This is a genomic window from Cupriavidus laharis (assembly GCF_914271435.1).
Taxonomy (GTDB): domain Bacteria; phylum Pseudomonadota; class Gammaproteobacteria; order Burkholderiales; family Burkholderiaceae; genus Cupriavidus; species Cupriavidus laharis.
This window is the reverse complement of sequence record NZ_CAJZAI010000002.1, coordinates 301,134-318,657: the sequence shown is the minus strand read 5'-3', so window position 1 is coordinate 318,657 and position 17,524 is coordinate 301,134. Positions and strand designations below refer to the sequence as shown.

The following is a 17,524-nucleotide window of genomic DNA, read 5'->3' as shown; positions in this document are numbered from 1 at the left end:
CTTGCGAACCCCTTGCGAACACCTTTCCCAGATTCCTTGACCTTCAAGTTCAGGAGAGACCCCATGTCCCCAAGGCTTTGTCCGCCCCCTGCCGAACCGACCGACACGCGGCGCAGGCTGTGCGGCGCCATACTGGCGGCCGGCGCGCTGCTCTGCACCCCGCCGGCGCTGGCAGACCTGGCCCGGATCCGCCAGAACGGCACGCTGAAGGTGGCGGTCTATAAGGGTTTGCCACCGTTCTCGGCGGGCGCGGGCAGCCAGTACGCCGGCATCGACGTGGCGTTGGCCAGGGCCCTGGCCAACGAGCTGGGTTTGCAGGTCTCGCTGTTGCCGTTCGATGCCGGCGATGACATGGCGGACGACCTGCGCTCGATGGTATGGCGCGGCCATTACCTTGGTTACGGCCCGGCGGACGTGATGTTGCACGTGCCGGTCGACCGTGCCTTCATCCGTGCCAACGAACAGGCCCTGATCTTCGCACCCTACTACCGCGAGACCTTCGTGCTGGTGCGCGACCGCGAGCGCGTGCCGGACGTGCGCGGCCTGGAAGACCTGGCCGGCCAGGCCACCGGCGCAGCCGCCGGCTCGGCCGGCGCCAATGCCTTGTTGTCCGGTGCGGGCGGCGCCTTGCGTGACAAAGTGAAGATCTACCCCGAAGCCGACGACGCCCTGCGCGCGCTGTTTTCCGGTGACATCGCCGCTGCCATGGTGACCCGCGCGCAATACGAGAGCGCGTTGAAAACCGCAAACCAGTCCGCTTCGCGCTTTGCCACGGCAGACATCAGTTCGCCGCTGTTGCCGCCGCGCGGATGGGCCATCGGCATGGCCATCAAGGCTGGCGACAAGGCGCTCGCCGAATCGCTGGAGAATGCCATGGAGTCGCTGCGGCGCAAGGGCGAACTGGCCCGCATCTTCGCCAGCCATGGGGTGACCTTGCAGGAGCCATAGGGAGAGGGCGGCCCGAGCCGGTGCGGGGCTTCGGTGATGACTTGCTCGTCGCTCTTGGCGCCGGCGCTGCCAAGAGCGATAACCCAATCATCACCCCTGCATTCCGGCGAAGAACACAGGGCTATGCACCATGGGCAACGATGGCCCGCTTTTTGCTCGCAATGCAGCGACACGCGACACCAAGGTAGGCGCGTGGAGTGGGCTGTCGGCACGCAAGTCCGCCAGAATCTGCCAAAGAGAAAGAGAGCGAGACCGTGAATTTCCTGATCCGTTGCATCGGCATGGCGGCCTTGGCCTGCCTGAGCGTGGGACCGGCATGGCAGGCGCATGCTGCCGAAGGCGGGGTTGCCTATGTCACCAATCAAGGGGGCGGCGTGACCGTGCTGGACACGCGCACGGTCACGCCGGTCGCCGACATCGAGGTCGGACGCGATCCACGCGGGCTGGCGGTTTCACCCGACGGCCGCTGGCTACTCACCGCCAACCAGGGGAGTTCCGACGTGTCGGTGGTCGACACTGGCACACGCAAGGAAGTCAGGCGTATTGCCATCGGCAAGAACGTCGAGTTCATGCGGATCTCCCCTGACGGCCGCCGTGCATTCGTGACCTACGAGCCCTCGTCGCGCGGCGGACCCCAAGGCAGCGAGCGCAATACCGGGAAGGAGGAAGCGCAGGACGAAATCCTGGCCGAAGTGGCCGTCGTCGACCTCGGCCAATGGCGCATAGTCGGCCGCATCAAGGCATCCCGCGAAACGGAAGGCATCGAGTTCTCGCCGGACGGAAAACTGCTGGTAGTGGCCAATGAAGGCGACAATACGCTGGTCGCTTATGACCTGGCGACTTTTGAAAGAGTCAGGTCGGTCGACGTTTCGCCGTTTGGCAGCCGGCCGCGCGGCATCAAGATTGCGCCGGATGGCAAGACCTATGTGGTCACGATGGAAAACTCGGACAACCTGTTGCTGCTGGACACCGGCTTCAGGCTCATCAAGACGATACCGACCGAACGCGGCCCCTATGGCGTCGCGTTCGACCGCGAAGGCCGGTATCTCTGGGTCGCCGCCAGCCGCGCCGACCGCCTGCAGGTCTTCGACGCCCGAAGCCTGGCCCCGGTGGCGGTGGTGCCGGTTGGCAAGCGCTGCTGGCATTTCAGTTTCACCCCCGATGCGCAGAAGCTGCTGCTCGCCTGCGGGCGCTCGAACAGCCTGCAGGTGATCGATCCGAAGCGCTATGAGGTCGTCGACACGCTGCAGGGTTACAAGATGCCGTGGGGCGTGGTCACCTATCCCATCTCGGTCGGGAGCCTCGATGCGCCACGCTAACCCGGTAGGCGGCGCGCACAGCGACAGCCCTGCCACGGCGCTGCGCGCATATGCGGGCGTCCAGATCGCCCTGCATTGGGTGAATGCCCTGCTGCTGTTTGCCCTGTTTCCGCTGGGCTACTACATGACCAGTCTGGCGCGGGGGACGCCTGGAAAAGCCGAATGGGTGAATCTGCATAAGTCATTGGGGCTCACGGCCGCCCTCGTGATTGCATGGCGCATCACCGAGCGGATCCGGCGGCCCGTGCCGCCGCCAATGCCAGGGCTGCGCCGCTGGGAAGCGGAAGTGGCACGCATCACGCACTGCGTGCTCTACATGTGCATGGTCGTCATGCCGCTATCCGGCTATCTGGGATCGTCGTTCAACCAATACGGCACGCGCTTCTGGGGCTTGCCTCTGCCCCGTTGGGGCTGGGTCGACATGACGCTGCAACACCTGTTCTACACGGTGCATGCCACGACTTCATACCTTCTGCTCGGCCTGGTCGTCCTGCATGTGGCTGGCGTGATCAAGCACGAGCGGCTCGATGCGCTGGCCTGCACGCAACGCATGCTGCCCGGCAGGCGCGATTCTTCCAGATAGGCCGCGGGATGGTGAGGGCAGGCGTGTGGCAAGCATCGCAACACCTCACTTCGTGAGAACTCTTTGCCTGCAACCACGGGGTCGCGCGTCGCGCCCGCGAATAACGCCTCACTTACCCGATGGCAAGCCTCGTAAATGCCGGTTGCAAAATCGAACAGAATGTCAGGCGCCGCGCCGCTACAGTGATTACTCCCATGCCTGTAGGCTATTCCAGGAGGTAATCGAATGAAGCAACATCTGGCGAAATCCCTGTTGATGGCTGGCGCGATGCTCGCGTCCTACCCGCTGTTCGCGCAGCCGACCCAGCCGATGCCGGCGACCCAGCCGATGCAATCCATCCAGCCGGCGGCGCCTGCAGCCCAGCCGATGCAAGGCGCACAGGCAATCCAGGCCGCACCGGCGGCAACCAGCCCGGCAGCCGGGGCCATGCCCGCCGGCGGCAATACTTACGCACAGACCGCTGGACAGCCGAGCATGGCGCCCGTACCGGTCGACCCGACCGTGGCCGGCGGCGCGGGCCAGGGTATCGATCCGGCCAGCATGCGCCTGGCGCCCGATGCGCTCGGCACCCGCCTTGGCCAGCGCAGCCCGTTCCTCGACGGGGCTTGAGCGGGCCACGTTATTCATGCCCGCACGCATGCATCGCACGGAGCGGCCGAGCCACTGCGGCATATGCGCGGCCCGGCCTGCGCCGGGTCAGGGGATGAGCCCGCGGGCCCGGCCGATGGCGACAGCCTCGGTGCGGTTCTGCGCGCCAAGCTTGGCGTTGATCTTGCGCAGGTGTGACTTGACCGTCAGTTCGGACAGGAACAGTTTCTCCGCGATGACGCGGTTGCGCAGGCCTGCCGACAGCATCTGCAGCACCTCGAGCTCGCGCGCCGTCAGGCTGTCGGAGAGGCCGGCCACCAGGGCGGGCTCCGCATCGCTCGCGGCGGGCGCGCCCGGCAGCTTTGCCAGCAGGCGGGCGACAAACTGCGGCGCGATGCCGAGGCTTGCCGCCTGCGCCTGATGTGCCGCCGCCCAGGCGCGCACCAGCACGGCCACCCCGTCGCCTTCGTCGAGGAAAGTACGCAGGAAGCCCTCGTGGCTGGCCAGCCGCAAGGCTTCGGTGATCTCGTGCAGCGCGTCGTCGCGCTGCGCCAGGCCGTCCAGCGCGGCGGCGCGCAGGATGCGCAGCTTGATCAGGCGCCAGTAGCGCTGGTGCGCGGTGGCGGCGGCAATGGCCTCGTCCAGCGCGGCCAGCGCCTGCGCATGCTGCCCCTGGGCGATTTCCAGCCGGCGCCGCGCGATGGACGGACGGTCGATGTCGCTGGCGTGGCCTGCCGTATCGAGGGCTTCCCAGCCGCCATAGAGGTCGACCGCGCGCAACGCCTGCTCGGCGGCTTCGAGCCGGCCTTCCAGCGTGGCCACGCGGGCCCGCTCCAGCCAGGCCGAACACACCGAGCGTTCGGCGTTGACCTGCTGGCCCAGCTGCTCCAGCTCGGCCAGGACCCGCAGCCATTGCTCCTTGTCGCCGCGCAGCAGGGCCAGGCGCGCGCTGAGCACGTGGCAACCGATCACGGAATCGGGCGGCCCGTTGGCCTTGGTGTAAGGCAGCGCATCGACGAGCAGCCGGGCCATCTCGTCGAGCGCGTCATTCTCATACAGCGCCAGCGACCACGAGGTGTCGATGGCGGGCTTGCCACCGGCAATCTCGCCCGGCGTGTCTTCCCACGGGCGCATGGAGGCGGTGTGGAAGCGCGCCAGCGCGTTGCCCAGCCGGCCCTGCACCAGGTCGATGATGCCCTCCAGGCAATCGGCGATGCTGCGCATGAACACCGAGCGCTCATCGGCACCGCGCTGGATCGCGCGCGACAGCACGCTGCGCGCATCGTCGTAGCGATGCGTGCAGATCAGGCTGTAGGCGAGTGAATTGGCGAGGATGCAGTACTGGAACAGGTCGTCGGGCCCCAGCCGGTTGATGTGGCCCATGCTGGCCTGGCGGCAGGCATCGACCTGGTCGGTCATGACCAGCAACACGCAGCGGATGGTCTCGGCCTCAATGGCGAGCCGCTGGCTGTCGGCGCTGTCGTCAAGCTCCGCCTGGATCGATTCCACGGCCTGCAGCGCGTCGGGGTAGCGCCGGTTGAGCAGCAGTGCCCACGCGCGCGCCAGGCGCAGGCGCGGATAGCGCGCCAGTGCCTCGGGGCCGATCTGGTCCAGCCAGCGCACCAGCAGCCGCACGCGCCCGGCGCCGAGCAGCGCATCGGCCTGCCGCGCGATCTCTGGCAGCGCTTCGTCGTGCAGTCCGGCCTGGAGCAGGTGGTCCACCGCCGGCACGGGCCGGTGCTGTTCCAGGTACCAGCGCGCCGCCGCCCGATGCAGTGCCATGGCGCGGCCCGGTTGCTGCAGGTCCAGGCGGTGTTGCAGGAAGCTGGCGAAGAGCTGGTGGTAGCGATACCAGGTCCGGTCGCCGTCCAGCGGGAACAGCAGCAGGTTGGCGCGTTCCAGGTAATCGATCATCGCGCGGCTGTCCTGCCGCCCGGTGACGGCGTCGCACAGCGGCGCGCTGAGCTGGCCCAGCACGCTGGTTTCGAGCAGGAAGGACCGGCAGGCCTCGCTCTGTTGCGCCAGGATGTCCTCGGCGAGGTATTCGGCGAGTTCAAGGTTGGTGCCGGAGAACGAGGCCACGAAGGCCGCATGGTCCGTGCGCGTCTGCAGCGACAGCGTGGCCAGGTAGATCGCCGTGGCCCAGCCTTCGGTGCAGCGGTGCAGCGTGGCGATCTCGCTGTCGCGCAGCGGCAGGTGGCAGCGCTCCCGGATCAGCGCGGTGGCCTCTTCCAGCGTAAAGCGCAGCTGCGCAGGGTGGATCTCCTGCAGTTGCCCGCGTGCGCGGATGCGTCCCAGGCCGATTTCAGGCGTGACGCGCGAGGCGATCACCAGGGTGCCGCAGGGCGGGATGGCTTCGACCAGCTGCTGCACGAAGTTGAGGACCGAGGCGCTCTGCACGGCCTCGAAGTCGTCGAGCAGGATGCTGAACGGCAGGACGGCGCCCGCCACCTGTTCGATGATGCGGTGCGCCAGCCGAGGGCCGGCCTGGTCATCCATGGGCGCGGGTACGCGGGCGGCCTTGCGCTTGCCGTGCAGCGCCTGCAGGCCCGTGTCCAGGTGGACCAGGAACCGCCGCAGGTCATTGTCGCCGGTGTCCAGGCGCAGCCATACCATGCCGCGCTGGCGTACCGCGCACTGGGCGGCGTACTGCTGCATCAGGGTGGTCTTGCCAAAGCCGGCTGCCGCGCGGATCAGGACCAGCCGCGCCGCGCTGGCATCGAACATGCCCTGCACCAGCTGCGGCCGCGCCAGCGTCGCCGGTCCGCTGGCCGGCGGCACCAGCTTGGATGCCACCAGTCCCGGCAGGCCGTGTTCGCCGATGGTCCCGGACGGGAGAGGGTGGGCGTGCAAGGGGATCTCCTCTACTCCTGTTTGCATGGATTATCCGGCACATCTTTCAGCAATCTGTCCTGATTTGTGACCGTTGATACCCATTTTGGCGGCTGAAATCAGGAAAAACGCGATTGTTTCACGCCGGCATGCGCCTGTCGTAGTTCGTTCGGACGATTCGGTACCCGGCGGGATTTTCCTCCCTTCGACGGACGACAGGCGACCGGGCGGCTCCTAAAGTGGCCAACTACAGCGGGGCGCCATGTCCGCCCAGCCACCCTGCCGCGCCACCGCATTACCGGAGACTTCGTAGTATGTACCTCACCCAGGGGCTGCACCGCTGCCTGCAGCAAACACCCGACCGCACCGCAACCGTCTTCCGCACACGCCGCCAGACCTTCCGTCAACTGGGCGACCGCGTCGCCCGCCTGGCCGGCGCGCTGCGCCAGCTCGGCATGGCCGAGGGCGACCGCGTCAGCATGCTGGCGCTGAACTCGGACCGCTATATCGAATATATGCTGTCCGTCTGGTGGGGCGGCGGCGTGCTCAATCCCGTCAATACCCGCTGGAGCGTGCCGGAGATCGTCTACTCGCTGGACGACTGCGACACCGGCATCCTGATCGTCGACGATCATTTCCTGCCCATGGCGGCCGGCATCGTTGCCGGCGCTTGCCGCAAGCCGCTGCTGATCCATGCCGGCGACGGCCCCGCACCTGACGGCATGCTGTCCTACGAGCAACTGGTGGCCGATGCCACGCCTGTCGAAGATGCGCTGCGCGGCGGCGATGACCTTGCCGCCATCATGTACACGGGCGGCACCACGGGCAAGCCGAAGGGCGTGATGCAGTCGCACATGAACCTGTGGTCGTCGGCCATTTCACGCATGGCGCAGTACCCATGCCCGGAAGACACCATCACGCTGCACGCATGCCCGCTGTTCCATACCGCTGCGATGGCCAAGGCGGTGACGCTGTTCGTCGCCGGCGCCACGCACGCGCTGATTCCCGCCTTCGATGCCAGGGAGGTGCTGGAAACCATGGTGAGCGAGAAGGTCAACGAGATCCTGCTGGTGCCCACCATGCTGCAGGCGGTGTTGTCGCATCCGGACTTCGCGAGCCATGACCTGAGCGCCCTGCAGCGCATCAACTACGGTGCCTCGCCGATCAGCGCCGGCTTGCTGGACACGGCGCTGGCCGCGCTGCCGCAGGTGCAGTTCTATCACGCGTACGGATTGACCGAGGCCGCCCCGGTGGTCTCCGTCAACCCGCCCGCCAACCACGGCCCCGAAGGCCGTGCCAGCGGCCTGTACCGCTCGGCCGGCCGTCCCGGCTATGGCGTCACCGTGAAGATCGTCGACGAGCAGGGCGTCGAAGTGCCGCGCAACACCGTGGGCGAGATCGTCGTGCGCGGCCCGAACGTCATGCAGGGCTACTGGAACAAGCCTGCCGAGACCGCCGACACGCTGCGTGGCGGCTGGCTGCATACCGGCGACGGCGCCTACATGGACGAGAACGGCTACCTGTTCATCGTCGACCGACTCAAGGACATGATCGTCAGCGGCGGCGAGAACGTCTATTCGGCCGAGGTCGAGAACGTGCTCTCGCGCCATCCGGCGGTGGCATCGTGCGCCGTGATCGGCGTGCCCGATTCGCGCTGGGGCGAAGCCGTGCATGCCGTGGTCGTGCTCAAGCCGGGCGCGCAGGCGGACGAAGCCGGCCTGCGCGAGCACTGCCGCCAGTTCATTGCCGGCTACAAGTGCCCGAAGCGCATCGAATTCCGCGGGGAAATGCCGCTGTCCGCGGCCGGCAAGATCCTCAAGCGCGATCTGCGCTCCCCATACTGGAAAGACAACACCCGGCAGGTCAACTGAAGCGGCCGCCTCCTTCAACTCTCAGCAGGAAATCGACATGAGCAACAAAGTGGTAGTGGCCGGCGTCGGCATGATCCCGTTCACCAAGCCGGGCGCCAGCGATGACTACGGCGTGATGGGCGCCAACGCCGCCAAGGCCGCGCTGGCCGACGCGGGTATCGACTATGCGCTGGTCGAGCAGGCCTATGTGGGCTATGTGTTCGGCGATTCCACGTCCGGGCAGGCAGCCATCTACGGCGTCGGCCTGACCGGCATCCCGGTCATCAACGTCAACAACAACTGCGCCACCGGCTCGACCGCGCTGTTCCTGGCGCGCCAGGCGGTGGAGAGTGGTGCGATCGAATGCGCGATCGCGGTCGGCTTCGAGCAGATGGTGCCGGGCGCACTCAAGGGTGCCTATACCGACCGCCCGGGCCCGATGGAACGCTTCGCGAAGACCATGGCGCAAGTCCAGGGCTTCGACGAACAGGCGCCGCGCGCGGCCCAGTTCTTCGGCGGCGCCGGCCGCGCGTACATGAAGGAATACGGCATCCGCCCCGACACCTTTGCTCGCATCTCGGTCAAGGCACGCCAGCATGCCGCGCGCAACCCGTTCGCGGTGTTCCGCAACACCGTGACGCTGGAAGAGGTGATGGCGGCGCCGACCGTGTTCGACCCGCTTACGCGCCTGCAGTGCTGCCCGCCGACCTGCGGCGCGGCAGCCGCGATCCTGTGTTCGGAATCGTTCGCACGCAAGCATGGCCTGGACACCCGCGTGAAGATCGCCGCGCAGGCCATGACCACGGACCGCAACAGCACCTTCGATGAAGGCGACATGCGCAAGGTGGTGGGCTACGACATGACCGCCGCCGCCGCGAACGCGGTCTACGAAAAGGCCGGCGTCGCGCCGACTGATATCGACGTGGTGGAACTGCACGACTGCTTCACCGCCAATGAACTGATCACCTATGAGGGCCTGGGCCTGACCTCGGTCGGCACGGCCGAGAAGTTCATCGTCGACGGCGACAACACCTATGGCGGCCGCGTGGTCACCAACCCGTCGGGCGGCCTGCTGTCCAAGGGCCATCCGCTCGGTGCCACTGGCCTTGCGCAATGCGCCGAACTGGTCTGGCAACTGCGTGGCAAGGCCGGCGACCGCCAGGTCGAAGGCGCGCGCCTCGCACTGCAGCACAACCTCGGCCTCGGTGGCGCCTGTGTGGTGACGCTGTACGAACGCCAGCAGTAAGCGGCAAAGGAAGCAGCAAGATGATCGACAAGATGCATATCGGCGCGCTGATCTCGCGCCATTCCGTCGACGTGGAGGCCGGGCGCCTGCGCTTCTTCGCCAAGGCGACGGGCCAGGCCGATGCGCGCTATACCGACCTGGCCGCAGCCGAGGCTGCGGGCTATCCCGGCCTGCCGGTGCCGCCGACCTTCCTGTTCTGCCTGGAGATGGAGTCGCCCAATCCGCGCGCGATGATCGAGCGGCTGAACATCGACATCGGCAAGGTCCTGCACGGCCAGCAGCATTTCGAGTACCACCGCATGGCCTATGCGGGCGAACGCCTGACCTTCGAGACCCGTGTGGCTGACATCTACGACAAGAAGGGCGGCGCGCTGGAGTTCGTGGTGCGCGAGACCCGCGTGACCGACGCCAAGGGCGACCCGGTCGCCGACCTGCGCAGCACCATCGTCGTGCGCAACAGCTAAGGAGACAGCCATGCAGACCCTCCGGTTTGATGAGATCGCGGTCGGCACGGAGCTGCCGTCCTTCACTGCGCCGCCGCTGAACCGCCTCACGCTGGCGCTGTACGCCGGTGCCTCGGGCGACCACAACCCGATCCACGTCGACATCGACTTCGCGCGCAAGGCGGGTATGCCCGACGTGTTCGCGCACGGCATGCTGTCGATGGCCTACCTTGGCCGCCTGCTGACCAACTGGGTGCCGCAGCAGGCCATCCGCAACTTCTCGGTGCGCTTTGCCGCCATCACGCATGTTGGCGACGAGATCGTCTGCACCGGCAAGGTGGTGGAAAAGGACGACGCCGCGCGCACCGTGCGCGTGGCACTGGAGACCCGCAACCAGGCGGGCGAAATCAAGCTGTCGGGCGACGCACTGATCGCCCTTGCCGCCTGACGCGGCGCGGACAGCCAGGACATTTAACAGATCAGCAAAGGAGTACAGGAAAATGAGCAAGCTTGTCGACAAGGTCGCCATCGTTTCGGGTTCGGGCCGCGGCATCGGCCGCGAGATCGCGCTGAAGCTCGCCAGCGAAGGCGCGGCCGTGGTCATCAATGACCTGGACGCGGAACCGGCGCAGGCGGTGGTGCAGGAGATCGTCGCCGCCGGCGGCAAGGCCGTGGCCTGCGTGGGCAGCGTCACCGACGCCGATTTCGGCACGCGCTTCGTCGGCACCGCGCTGCAGACTTTCGGCCGTCTGGACATCATCGTCAACAACGCGGGCTACACCTGGGACAACGTGATCCAGAAGATGACCGACGAGCAGTGGTCGGCCATCATGGACGTACACGTGACCGCGCCGTTCCGCATCCTGCGCGCCGCCGCCGACTACTTCCGCGAAGCCGCCAAGAAGGAAGCCGAGGCCGGCCAGGAAGTGTTCCGCAAGGTGGTCAATATCTCGTCGGTCTCGGGCGTGATGGGCAACGCCGGCCAGGCCAACTACTCGGCCGGCAAGGCCGCCATCAACGGCCTGACCAAGGCGCTTGCCAAGGAATGGGGCCGCTACAAGGTCAACGTCAACAGCGTCGCCTTCGGCCTGATCAAGACCCGCCTGACGGAGGCCACGGCCGGCTCGGACAACACCTCGACGCTGAACATCGGCGGCAACGAGATCAAGGTCGGCGTGAATCCGCAGTTGATGAAGAACATCGAATCGATGATCCCGCTGGGCCGCGGCGGCACCCCGGTGGAAGCGGCCGGCTCGGTGTACCTGCTGTGCATTCCCGAGTCGAACTACATCACCGGCCAGGTGCTGATCTGCGGCGGCGGCCGTCCCTGATCGGGCAGGAGCGACATCATGGCATTCAACCAACGACCCTGGATCACGGATGACCTGGCGATGTTCCAGGACGCCATCCGCAAGTTCATCGAGCGCGAACTGGTTCCGCATGAAGACCGCTGGTGGAAGCAGCAGCACGTGGATCGCGAGATCTGGCGCAAGGCCGGCGAGATGGGCATGCTGTGCGCGAGCATCCCGGAAGAGTACGGCGGCGGCGGCGGCAACTTCGCGCATGAGGCGATCATCACGCTGGAGCAGTCTCGCGCTGGCGTTAGCAGCCTTGGCACCAACGTCCACAGCGGCATTGTCGCGCACTACATCCTGCGCTATGGCACCGAGGCGCAGAAGCGCCACTGGCTGCCGAAGATGGCCAGCGGCGAAATGGTGGCGGCGATCGCCATGTCGGAACCCGGCGCAGGCTCCGACCTCAAGAGCATCAAGGCCCGGGCCGTGCGCGACGGCGACCACTATGTGCTGAATGGGTCGAAGACCTTCATCACCAACGGCTACCTGGCCGACCTGATCCTGGTGGTCTGCAAGACCGATCCGGACAAGGGAGCCAAGGGCGTGTCGATCGTGGTGGTCGAGACGGAAAACCTGCCCGGCTTCCGCCGCGGCCGTATCCTCGAGAAGATCGGCCAGAAGGGACAGGACACCGCCGAGCTGTTCTTCGACGACGTGCGCGTGCCGTGCGCGAACCTGCTCGGCACGGAAGAAGGCAAGGGCTTCTACCAGCTCATGCAGCAGCTTCCGCAGGAGCGCATGATCATCGCGCTGGGCGCGTTGTCCGCCATGGAGCGCGCGGTGGAACTGACGGCCGACTACGTGCGCGAACGCAAGGTGTTCGGCGCCACGCTGCTCGATATGCAGAACACGCGCTTCAAGCTGGCCGAGTGCAAGACCAAGGCGGTCATCGCGGGTGCCTTCGTCGACGACTGCATGGCCAGGGTCCTGCGCGACGAGCTCGATCCCGAGACCGCCGCCATGGCCAAGTGGTGGGGCACGCAGACGAGCTGCGAAATCATCGACGAATGCCTGCAACTGCACGGCGGCTACGGCTACATGATGGAGTACCCGATCGCGCGCATGTACGTGAACGCGCGCGTGGGCAAGATCTACGGCGGCTCGAACGAGATCATGAAGGAGATCATCGCGCGCACGCTCTGACGTTAGCAGCATGCAGTACCGCGGCTGCATGACCAGGCCCGCCAGAGGCCGGCAGCAGCCGCGAATCAGCCAGGACCAATGACAATGTGGAGACAGCAAGATGCAGCAGCAAAGGCGGAAGGTTTTGCAGCAGTTGGGACTCGGGCTGGCCGGCGCGGCATTCGGGGGCATCGGCCTCAATGCCCGGGCGCAGGCCAATGGGACGGGGTATCCGTCGCGCGCGGTGCGCGTGGTGTACCCGTACCAGGCGGGCGGTACCGGCGATGTGGTCGCGCGGCAGATTGCCGAGGGCCTCGCCAAGGCCTGGGGCAAGCCGGTCATCGTTGACAACCGGCCGGGCGCCGGCGGCATGATCGGCGCCGACATGGTGGCCAAGGCCGATCCGGACGGCCATACCCTGCTGCTGACCCTGACGGGCATGGTGCAGGCACCGAGCCTGTACAGCAAGGCGTCGTACAACCCGGTGCGCGACTTCGCACCCGTTTCGGAACTGGCCACCTCGCACCTTGCGCTGGTGGTTCAGCCCTCGCTGGGCGTGACCAGCCTGAAGCAGCTCATCGACTATATCGGCAAGCAGGGCAAGCCGTTCGCCTACGGCTCGTATGGGCTGGGTTCGAGCGGCCACCTGCAGATGGAGATCTTCGGCCGCAACGCCAATGTCGCGCTCACGCACGTGCCCTACAAGGGCGAGGCGCCGATGATCAACGACCTGCTGGGCGGGCAGCTCCCGGCCGGCATGATTGCGGCAGTGAGCGCGCGCCAGCATGCCGCTGCCGGCAAGCTGCGCGTACTGGCGGTGGCCGGTTCAGGGCGCTCGCCGCTATTGCCCGACGTGCCGACGTTTGCCGAGGCCGGCGTGCGCGGGCTCGAACGGCAGGGATGGATCGGCATGTTCGCGCCGGCCGCGACGCCGCGCGCGATCGTGGAGAAGGTTTCCGCCGACGTCAACCGCACGCTTGCCAACCCGGATTTCCGCGCGCGCATGGTCGATCTTGGCATCGTCCTCAAGGGCAGCACGCCGTCCGCGTTCGCGGATGTCGTCAAGACCGAGCAGGCCTACTGGGCGGAAGCCATTCGCGCGTCCGACATTCGCCTGGACTGACGTGACCGACAAACCGACAGAGGAGACAACATGATCCACAGCAACGCAGCCACCCGCCTGAAAGAGGTATCCACCGATCCGGTGACCCTGGACTACCATGGCTTCACCGTTACGCGCTCCACCCCCACCATCGGCGCCGAGGTTGGCGGGATCGACCTGCGCGAGCCGCTGGACGACGCGACCCTGACCTCGCTGCGCCAGGCGCTGGTGCGCCACAAGGTGCTGTTTTTCCGCGACCAGGACATCACGCCGGCCCAGCACGTCCAGCTCGCGCGCCATTTCGGCGAACTCGAAGTCCACCCGGTGTTCCCGCATCACCCCGACCACCCGGAGCTGGTACTGCTGGGCGGCAACAAGGACATGCGCGGTCGCGAGAACATCTACCACTCCGACGTGTCCTGGCGCGAGGTGCCGTCGATGGCGTCGATGCTGCGCTGCGTGGAGTGCCCGGAGGCCGGCGGCGACACGATCTGGGTCGACATGGCGCGCGCCTACGCGGCACTGCCCGAGGCCGTCAAGGAGCGGATCGACGGTCTCTATGCCGTGCACGACATCATGCCCGGCTTCGGCGCGCGCATGACGCCCGTAGAGCGCGAGATCAACCGCAAGAAGTTCCCCGCCGTTACGCACCCGGTCGTGCGCACGCACCCGGAGGGCGGCGAGAAGATCCTCTACGTCAACGAAGGCTTCGTCACGCACCTGGCCAACTTCGGCGAGAAGGCGCAGTTCCGCGTGGGCTTCGACTTCCGCTATGGCGAGCTGGACCTGCTGCAATACCTGTTCCGCCAGGCCGCTGTCCCTGAATACCAGGTTCGCCTGAAGTGGCGGCCCAACACCATTGCGTTCTGGGACAACCGGTCCACGCAACACTACGCCGTACAGGACTATTTCCCGGCAGTACGCCGCATGATGCGCGCCACCATCATCGGCGACAAACCTTTCTGAAGCGCCCCCAAAATTTCAGGAGCTACGATCGATGCACAATCTCAATACGTTCTATATCGGGGGCGAGTGGGTAAAACCCGCCGATGGCTTCTCGCTGGCGGACATCGTCAACCCGGCGACGGAGGCAGTGATCGGCACGGTTGCCATGGGCGGCGCGGCCGATGTCGACCGCGCCGTGACGGCGGCACGCGACGCGTTCGCGTCATGGTCGAAGTCGAGCCGCGAGGAGCGGCTGGCGCTGCTGCGCCGCATCGCCGTCGGCTACAAGGCACGCATCGGCGAGATCGCGGAGGCCATCAGCACGGAAATCGGAGCGCCGCTGTGGCTGTGCCGCGAGTACCAGGCGCCGATGGGCCTGGTGCAGATCCAGTCGGCCATTGCCGCGTTGGAGGCCTTTGATTTTGTCACCGTCAGCGGCACAACGCAGGTGGTGCGCGAGCCGGTCGGCGTAGCGGCGCTGATCACCCCCTGGAACTGGCCGATCAACCAGATCGCCGCCAAGGTCGCCCCGGCGCTGGCGGCGGGCTGCACGGTGGTGCTCAAGCCTTCGGAGATCGCGCCGCTGGATGCACGCATCTTTGCCGAGATCGTGCACGATGCCGGCGCGCCGGCAGGCGTATTCAACATGCTGTTCGGCACCGGCCCGGCGGTGGGTGCCGCACTGTCGCGCCATCAGGGCGTGGACATGGTGTCCATCACGGGATCCACGCGTGCCGGCGTCGATGTGGCCATGCAGGCCGCGCCCACGGTCAAGCGCGTCGCGCAGGAACTCGGCGGCAAGTCGCCCAACGTGATCCTGGACGATGCCGACCTGAAGGCCGCCGTCTCCGCGGGCGTGGTGAGCTGCATGCTCAATTCGGGCCAGACCTGCACGGCGCCCACGCGCATGCTGGTGCCGCGCGCGCAGTACCAGGCGGCCATCGCCATTGCGCAAGCCACGGCGCAGGCGCTGACGGTGGGCGATCCCGCATCGCCGGACAGCAAGCTCGGCCCGAGCTCCAACCGCGCGCAGTACGAGCGCGTGCAGCGCATGATCGAAACCGGCATCCGCGAAGGCGCTCGCGTGGTGGCCGGCGGCCCGGGCCGGCCGGACGGGCTTGCGCAGGGTTTCTACAACCGCCCGACGGTGTTCGCCGATGTCAGCAACGACATGACGATCGCCCGCGAGGAGATCTTCGGGCCAGTGCTGTCGATGATTCCCTACGACGACGAGGCCGAGGCGATCCGCATTGCCAACGACACGCCGTACGGCCTGGCGGCCTATGTCTGGTCCGGCGACCCGGCGCGCGCACGCCGCGTCGCGGGGGACCTGCGCGCGGGCTCCGTGCAGATCAACGGCGCGAAGATGGACTTCACCGCGCCGTTCGGCGGCTACAAGGCGTCGGGCAACGGCCGTGAGTTCGGCGCCTATGGCCTGGCCGAGTTCCTGGAATACAAGTCGGTTGCCGGCTGTGCCGCAAGTGCATGAAGGAGTGACTGCACAAATGGAAGTGTTTGACTATCTGGTGGTGGGTGCGGGTTCGGCTGGCTGCGCCATCGCGGCGCGGCTCGCCGAGGATCCGGCCGTGACGGTGGCCCTGATCGAGGCTGGTCCCAGCGACCACCACGTCAGTGTGTGGATGCCGATTGGCCTGGCATCGACGGTGCCGAAGCCTGGGGTGCGCAACTATGGCTACCTGACCGAGCCGCAAGCCGGCTTCAACGGCCGACGGGGCTACCAGCCGCGCGGCAAATGCCTGGGCGGCAGTTCGTCGATCAACGGCATGGTCTATATCCGCGGCCACCGCAACGACTATGACGACTGGGCGCGTCTGGGCTGCACCGGCTGGAACTATGAGGACGTGCTGCCGTACTTCCGGCGCAGCGAACACCACGAGGACTACAGCGGCCGCGACGACAACCGCTGGCATGGTGGCTCAGGCCCGTTGCGTGTGAGCAACCTGCGCTCGCCCAACCCGTTCTCGAACCGCTTTGTCCAGGCGGCGATCCAGGCCGGCTACGCGGCGAACGGCGACTTCAACGGGGCGGAGCAGGATGGCGCAGGGCTGTACCACGTCACGCAACATCGGGGCGAGCGCTGGAACACGGCGCGGGCCTACCTGCACCAGGGCAATGCTGGCGACAAGACGCTGAGCGGCGGCCGACGCAACCTGTCGGTGCTGGTCGATACGCAGGTCCTGCGCATCGACTTTGATGGCACGCGCGCGGCAGGCCTGACCGTGGTGCGCGGCGGCGTGGAACAGAAACTCGCGGCACGGCGCGAAGTCATTGTCAGCGCCGGCGCCTTCAACTCGCCGCAGCTCCTGCTAGCATCGGGCGTGGGGCCGGCGCAGGAGCTGCGCGACCTGGGCATCCGTGTCGTGGCCGACGTGCCGGGCGTGGGCAAGAACCTGCAGGATCATCCGGACGTCATCCTCAACAAGCGGGTGCGTTCGCTTGACCTGTTCGGTCATTCGCTGCCGGGCTTTGCCAAGCTTTCCATGGAGCTGCTGCGCTATCGCCGCAAGCGCACCGGCATGCCGAGCAGCAACTTTGCCGAAGCGGGTGCGTTCATCCGGAGCCGGCAGGGTCTGGCGGCTCCCGACATCCAGCTGCACTTCGTCCCGGCGTTGCTCAACCATGGCGGCGACAGGAAGAAGCTGGGCCACGGCTATTCCTGCCACGCCTGCGTGCTGCGGCCGAGGAGCCGCGGGGAAGTGCGCCTGCGTTCGGCGGACATGCGAGAGGCGCCGCTGATCGATCCGCGCTTCCTCAGCGACGAAGAGGACATGGCCGGCATGGTGGCCGGCGTGCGCGCGATCCGTCGGATCTTTGCACAGCAGGCGCTGGCCAGCGCCGGCGGCCGGGAATTGTTCACCGATGATTTCGGCCCAGGCGAGGGCAATCAGCAGGTCATCGAGGCCTTCGTGCGCGAGCGGACCGACAGCGTCTACCACCCGGTCGGTACCTGCAAGATGGGCGTGGACGACATGGCCGTCGTGGATCCGGCGCTGCGCGTGCGCGGCGTGCAGGGGCTGCGCGTGGTCGATGCATCCATCATGCCCACGCTGGTGGCTGGCAACACCAACGCGCCGGCGATCATGATCGCCGAGAAAGCTGCGGACCTGATCCGGGCCGGCCGCTAGCCGGCTGGCGCCGCAATCGCCTCGCCGCTCCGATTGGGGGCGAGG

The 17,524-nt window shown here is 67.0% G+C and carries 15 protein-coding genes; 14 read left to right on the top strand and 1 reads right to left on the bottom strand.

Features of this window, described 5'->3' with window-relative positions; genetic code table 11:
• Positions 1-63 precede the first annotated feature (63 nt).
• The 4 genes from LDO29_RS05275 to LDO29_RS05260 all read left to right on the top strand — a co-directional run bounded on the left by LDO29_RS05275 (position 64) and on the right by LDO29_RS05260 (position 3,459).
• Positions 64-948 carry a substrate-binding periplasmic protein gene (locus tag LDO29_RS05275; protein ID WP_224078736.1) on the top strand — a complete coding sequence of 295 codons (885 nt, stop codon included), beginning with the start codon at positions 64-66 and terminating at the stop codon, positions 946-948.
• 254 nt (positions 949-1,202) lie between these two features.
• A complete protein-coding gene (locus LDO29_RS05270) occupies positions 1,203-2,267 on the top strand; it encodes a cytochrome D1 domain-containing protein (protein ID WP_224078735.1) in 1,065 nt (354 codons plus the stop codon).
• Entirely contained in the window at positions 2,254-2,850 is a 597-nt protein-coding gene (locus LDO29_RS05265; RefSeq protein WP_224078734.1) for a cytochrome b, read from the top strand. The genes LDO29_RS05270 and LDO29_RS05265 overlap by 14 nt, the downstream gene beginning before the upstream one ends.
• 225 nt (positions 2,851-3,075) lie before the next feature.
• Positions 3,076-3,459 (top strand): hypothetical protein, encoded by a 384-nt coding sequence (locus LDO29_RS05260; protein WP_224078733.1) that lies wholly within the window; start codon positions 3,076-3,078, stop codon positions 3,457-3,459.
• Positions 3,460-3,546: 87 nt separating this feature from the next.
• Here the strand turns inward: LDO29_RS05260 and LDO29_RS05255 are convergent, their stop codons facing one another.
• Positions 3,547-6,291, bottom strand: a complete 2,745-nt coding sequence (locus LDO29_RS05255) for a LuxR C-terminal-related transcriptional regulator (protein WP_224078732.1) — start codon at positions 6,289-6,291, stop codon at positions 3,547-3,549.
• Positions 6,292-6,584: 293 nt separating this feature from the next.
• Here LDO29_RS05255 and LDO29_RS05250 point away from each other — a divergent pair, with 293 nt between their 5' ends.
• The 10 genes from LDO29_RS05250 (at position 6,585) to LDO29_RS05205 (ending at position 17,479) form a co-directional block, all read left to right on the top strand.
• Positions 6,585-8,141 (top strand): long-chain-fatty-acid--CoA ligase, encoded by a 1,557-nt coding sequence (locus tag LDO29_RS05250; protein ID WP_224078731.1) that lies wholly within the window; start codon positions 6,585-6,587, stop codon positions 8,139-8,141.
• 37 nt (positions 8,142-8,178) lie between these two features.
• Entirely contained in the window at positions 8,179-9,366 is a 1,188-nt protein-coding gene (locus LDO29_RS05245; RefSeq protein WP_224078730.1) for a lipid-transfer protein, read from the top strand.
• A gap of 20 nt (positions 9,367-9,386) precedes the next feature.
• On the top strand, positions 9,387-9,830 hold the full coding sequence (locus LDO29_RS05240) for a MaoC family dehydratase N-terminal domain-containing protein (RefSeq protein ID WP_224078729.1): 444 nt from the start codon (positions 9,387-9,389) through the stop codon (positions 9,828-9,830).
• 10 nt (positions 9,831-9,840) lie between these two features.
• Complete coding sequence (locus LDO29_RS05235; RefSeq protein WP_224078728.1) at positions 9,841-10,257, top strand: MaoC family dehydratase; 417 nt, start codon at positions 9,841-9,843, stop codon at positions 10,255-10,257.
• Positions 10,258-10,309: 52 nt separating this feature from the next.
• Positions 10,310-11,140 (top strand): SDR family NAD(P)-dependent oxidoreductase, encoded by an 831-nt coding sequence (locus LDO29_RS05230; protein ID WP_224078727.1) that lies wholly within the window; start codon positions 10,310-10,312, stop codon positions 11,138-11,140.
• An 18-nt stretch (positions 11,141-11,158) separates the two neighbouring features.
• Positions 11,159-12,307, top strand: coding sequence for an acyl-CoA dehydrogenase family protein (locus tag LDO29_RS05225; RefSeq protein WP_224078726.1), 1,149 nt, complete (start codon positions 11,159-11,161; stop codon positions 12,305-12,307).
• Between the two features lie 100 nt (positions 12,308-12,407).
• Positions 12,408-13,409: a Bug family tripartite tricarboxylate transporter substrate binding protein gene (locus tag LDO29_RS05220; RefSeq protein ID WP_224078725.1), complete on the top strand. Its 1,002-nt coding sequence runs from the start codon at positions 12,408-12,410 to the stop codon at positions 13,407-13,409.
• A gap of 30 nt (positions 13,410-13,439) precedes the next feature.
• Positions 13,440-14,354 carry a TauD/TfdA dioxygenase family protein gene (locus LDO29_RS05215; protein ID WP_224078724.1) on the top strand — a complete coding sequence of 305 codons (915 nt, stop codon included), beginning with the start codon at positions 13,440-13,442 and terminating at the stop codon, positions 14,352-14,354.
• 31 nt (positions 14,355-14,385) lie between these two features.
• The gene (locus LDO29_RS05210; RefSeq protein ID WP_224078723.1) at positions 14,386-15,822 is read left to right on the top strand and encodes an aldehyde dehydrogenase family protein; all 1,437 of its coding nucleotides are present in this window, start codon (positions 14,386-14,388) and stop codon (positions 15,820-15,822) included.
• Positions 15,823-15,838: 16 nt separating this feature from the next.
• Complete coding sequence (locus LDO29_RS05205; protein ID WP_224078722.1) at positions 15,839-17,479, top strand: GMC family oxidoreductase; 1,641 nt, start codon at positions 15,839-15,841, stop codon at positions 17,477-17,479.
• Positions 17,480-17,524: the final 45 nt, after the last annotated feature.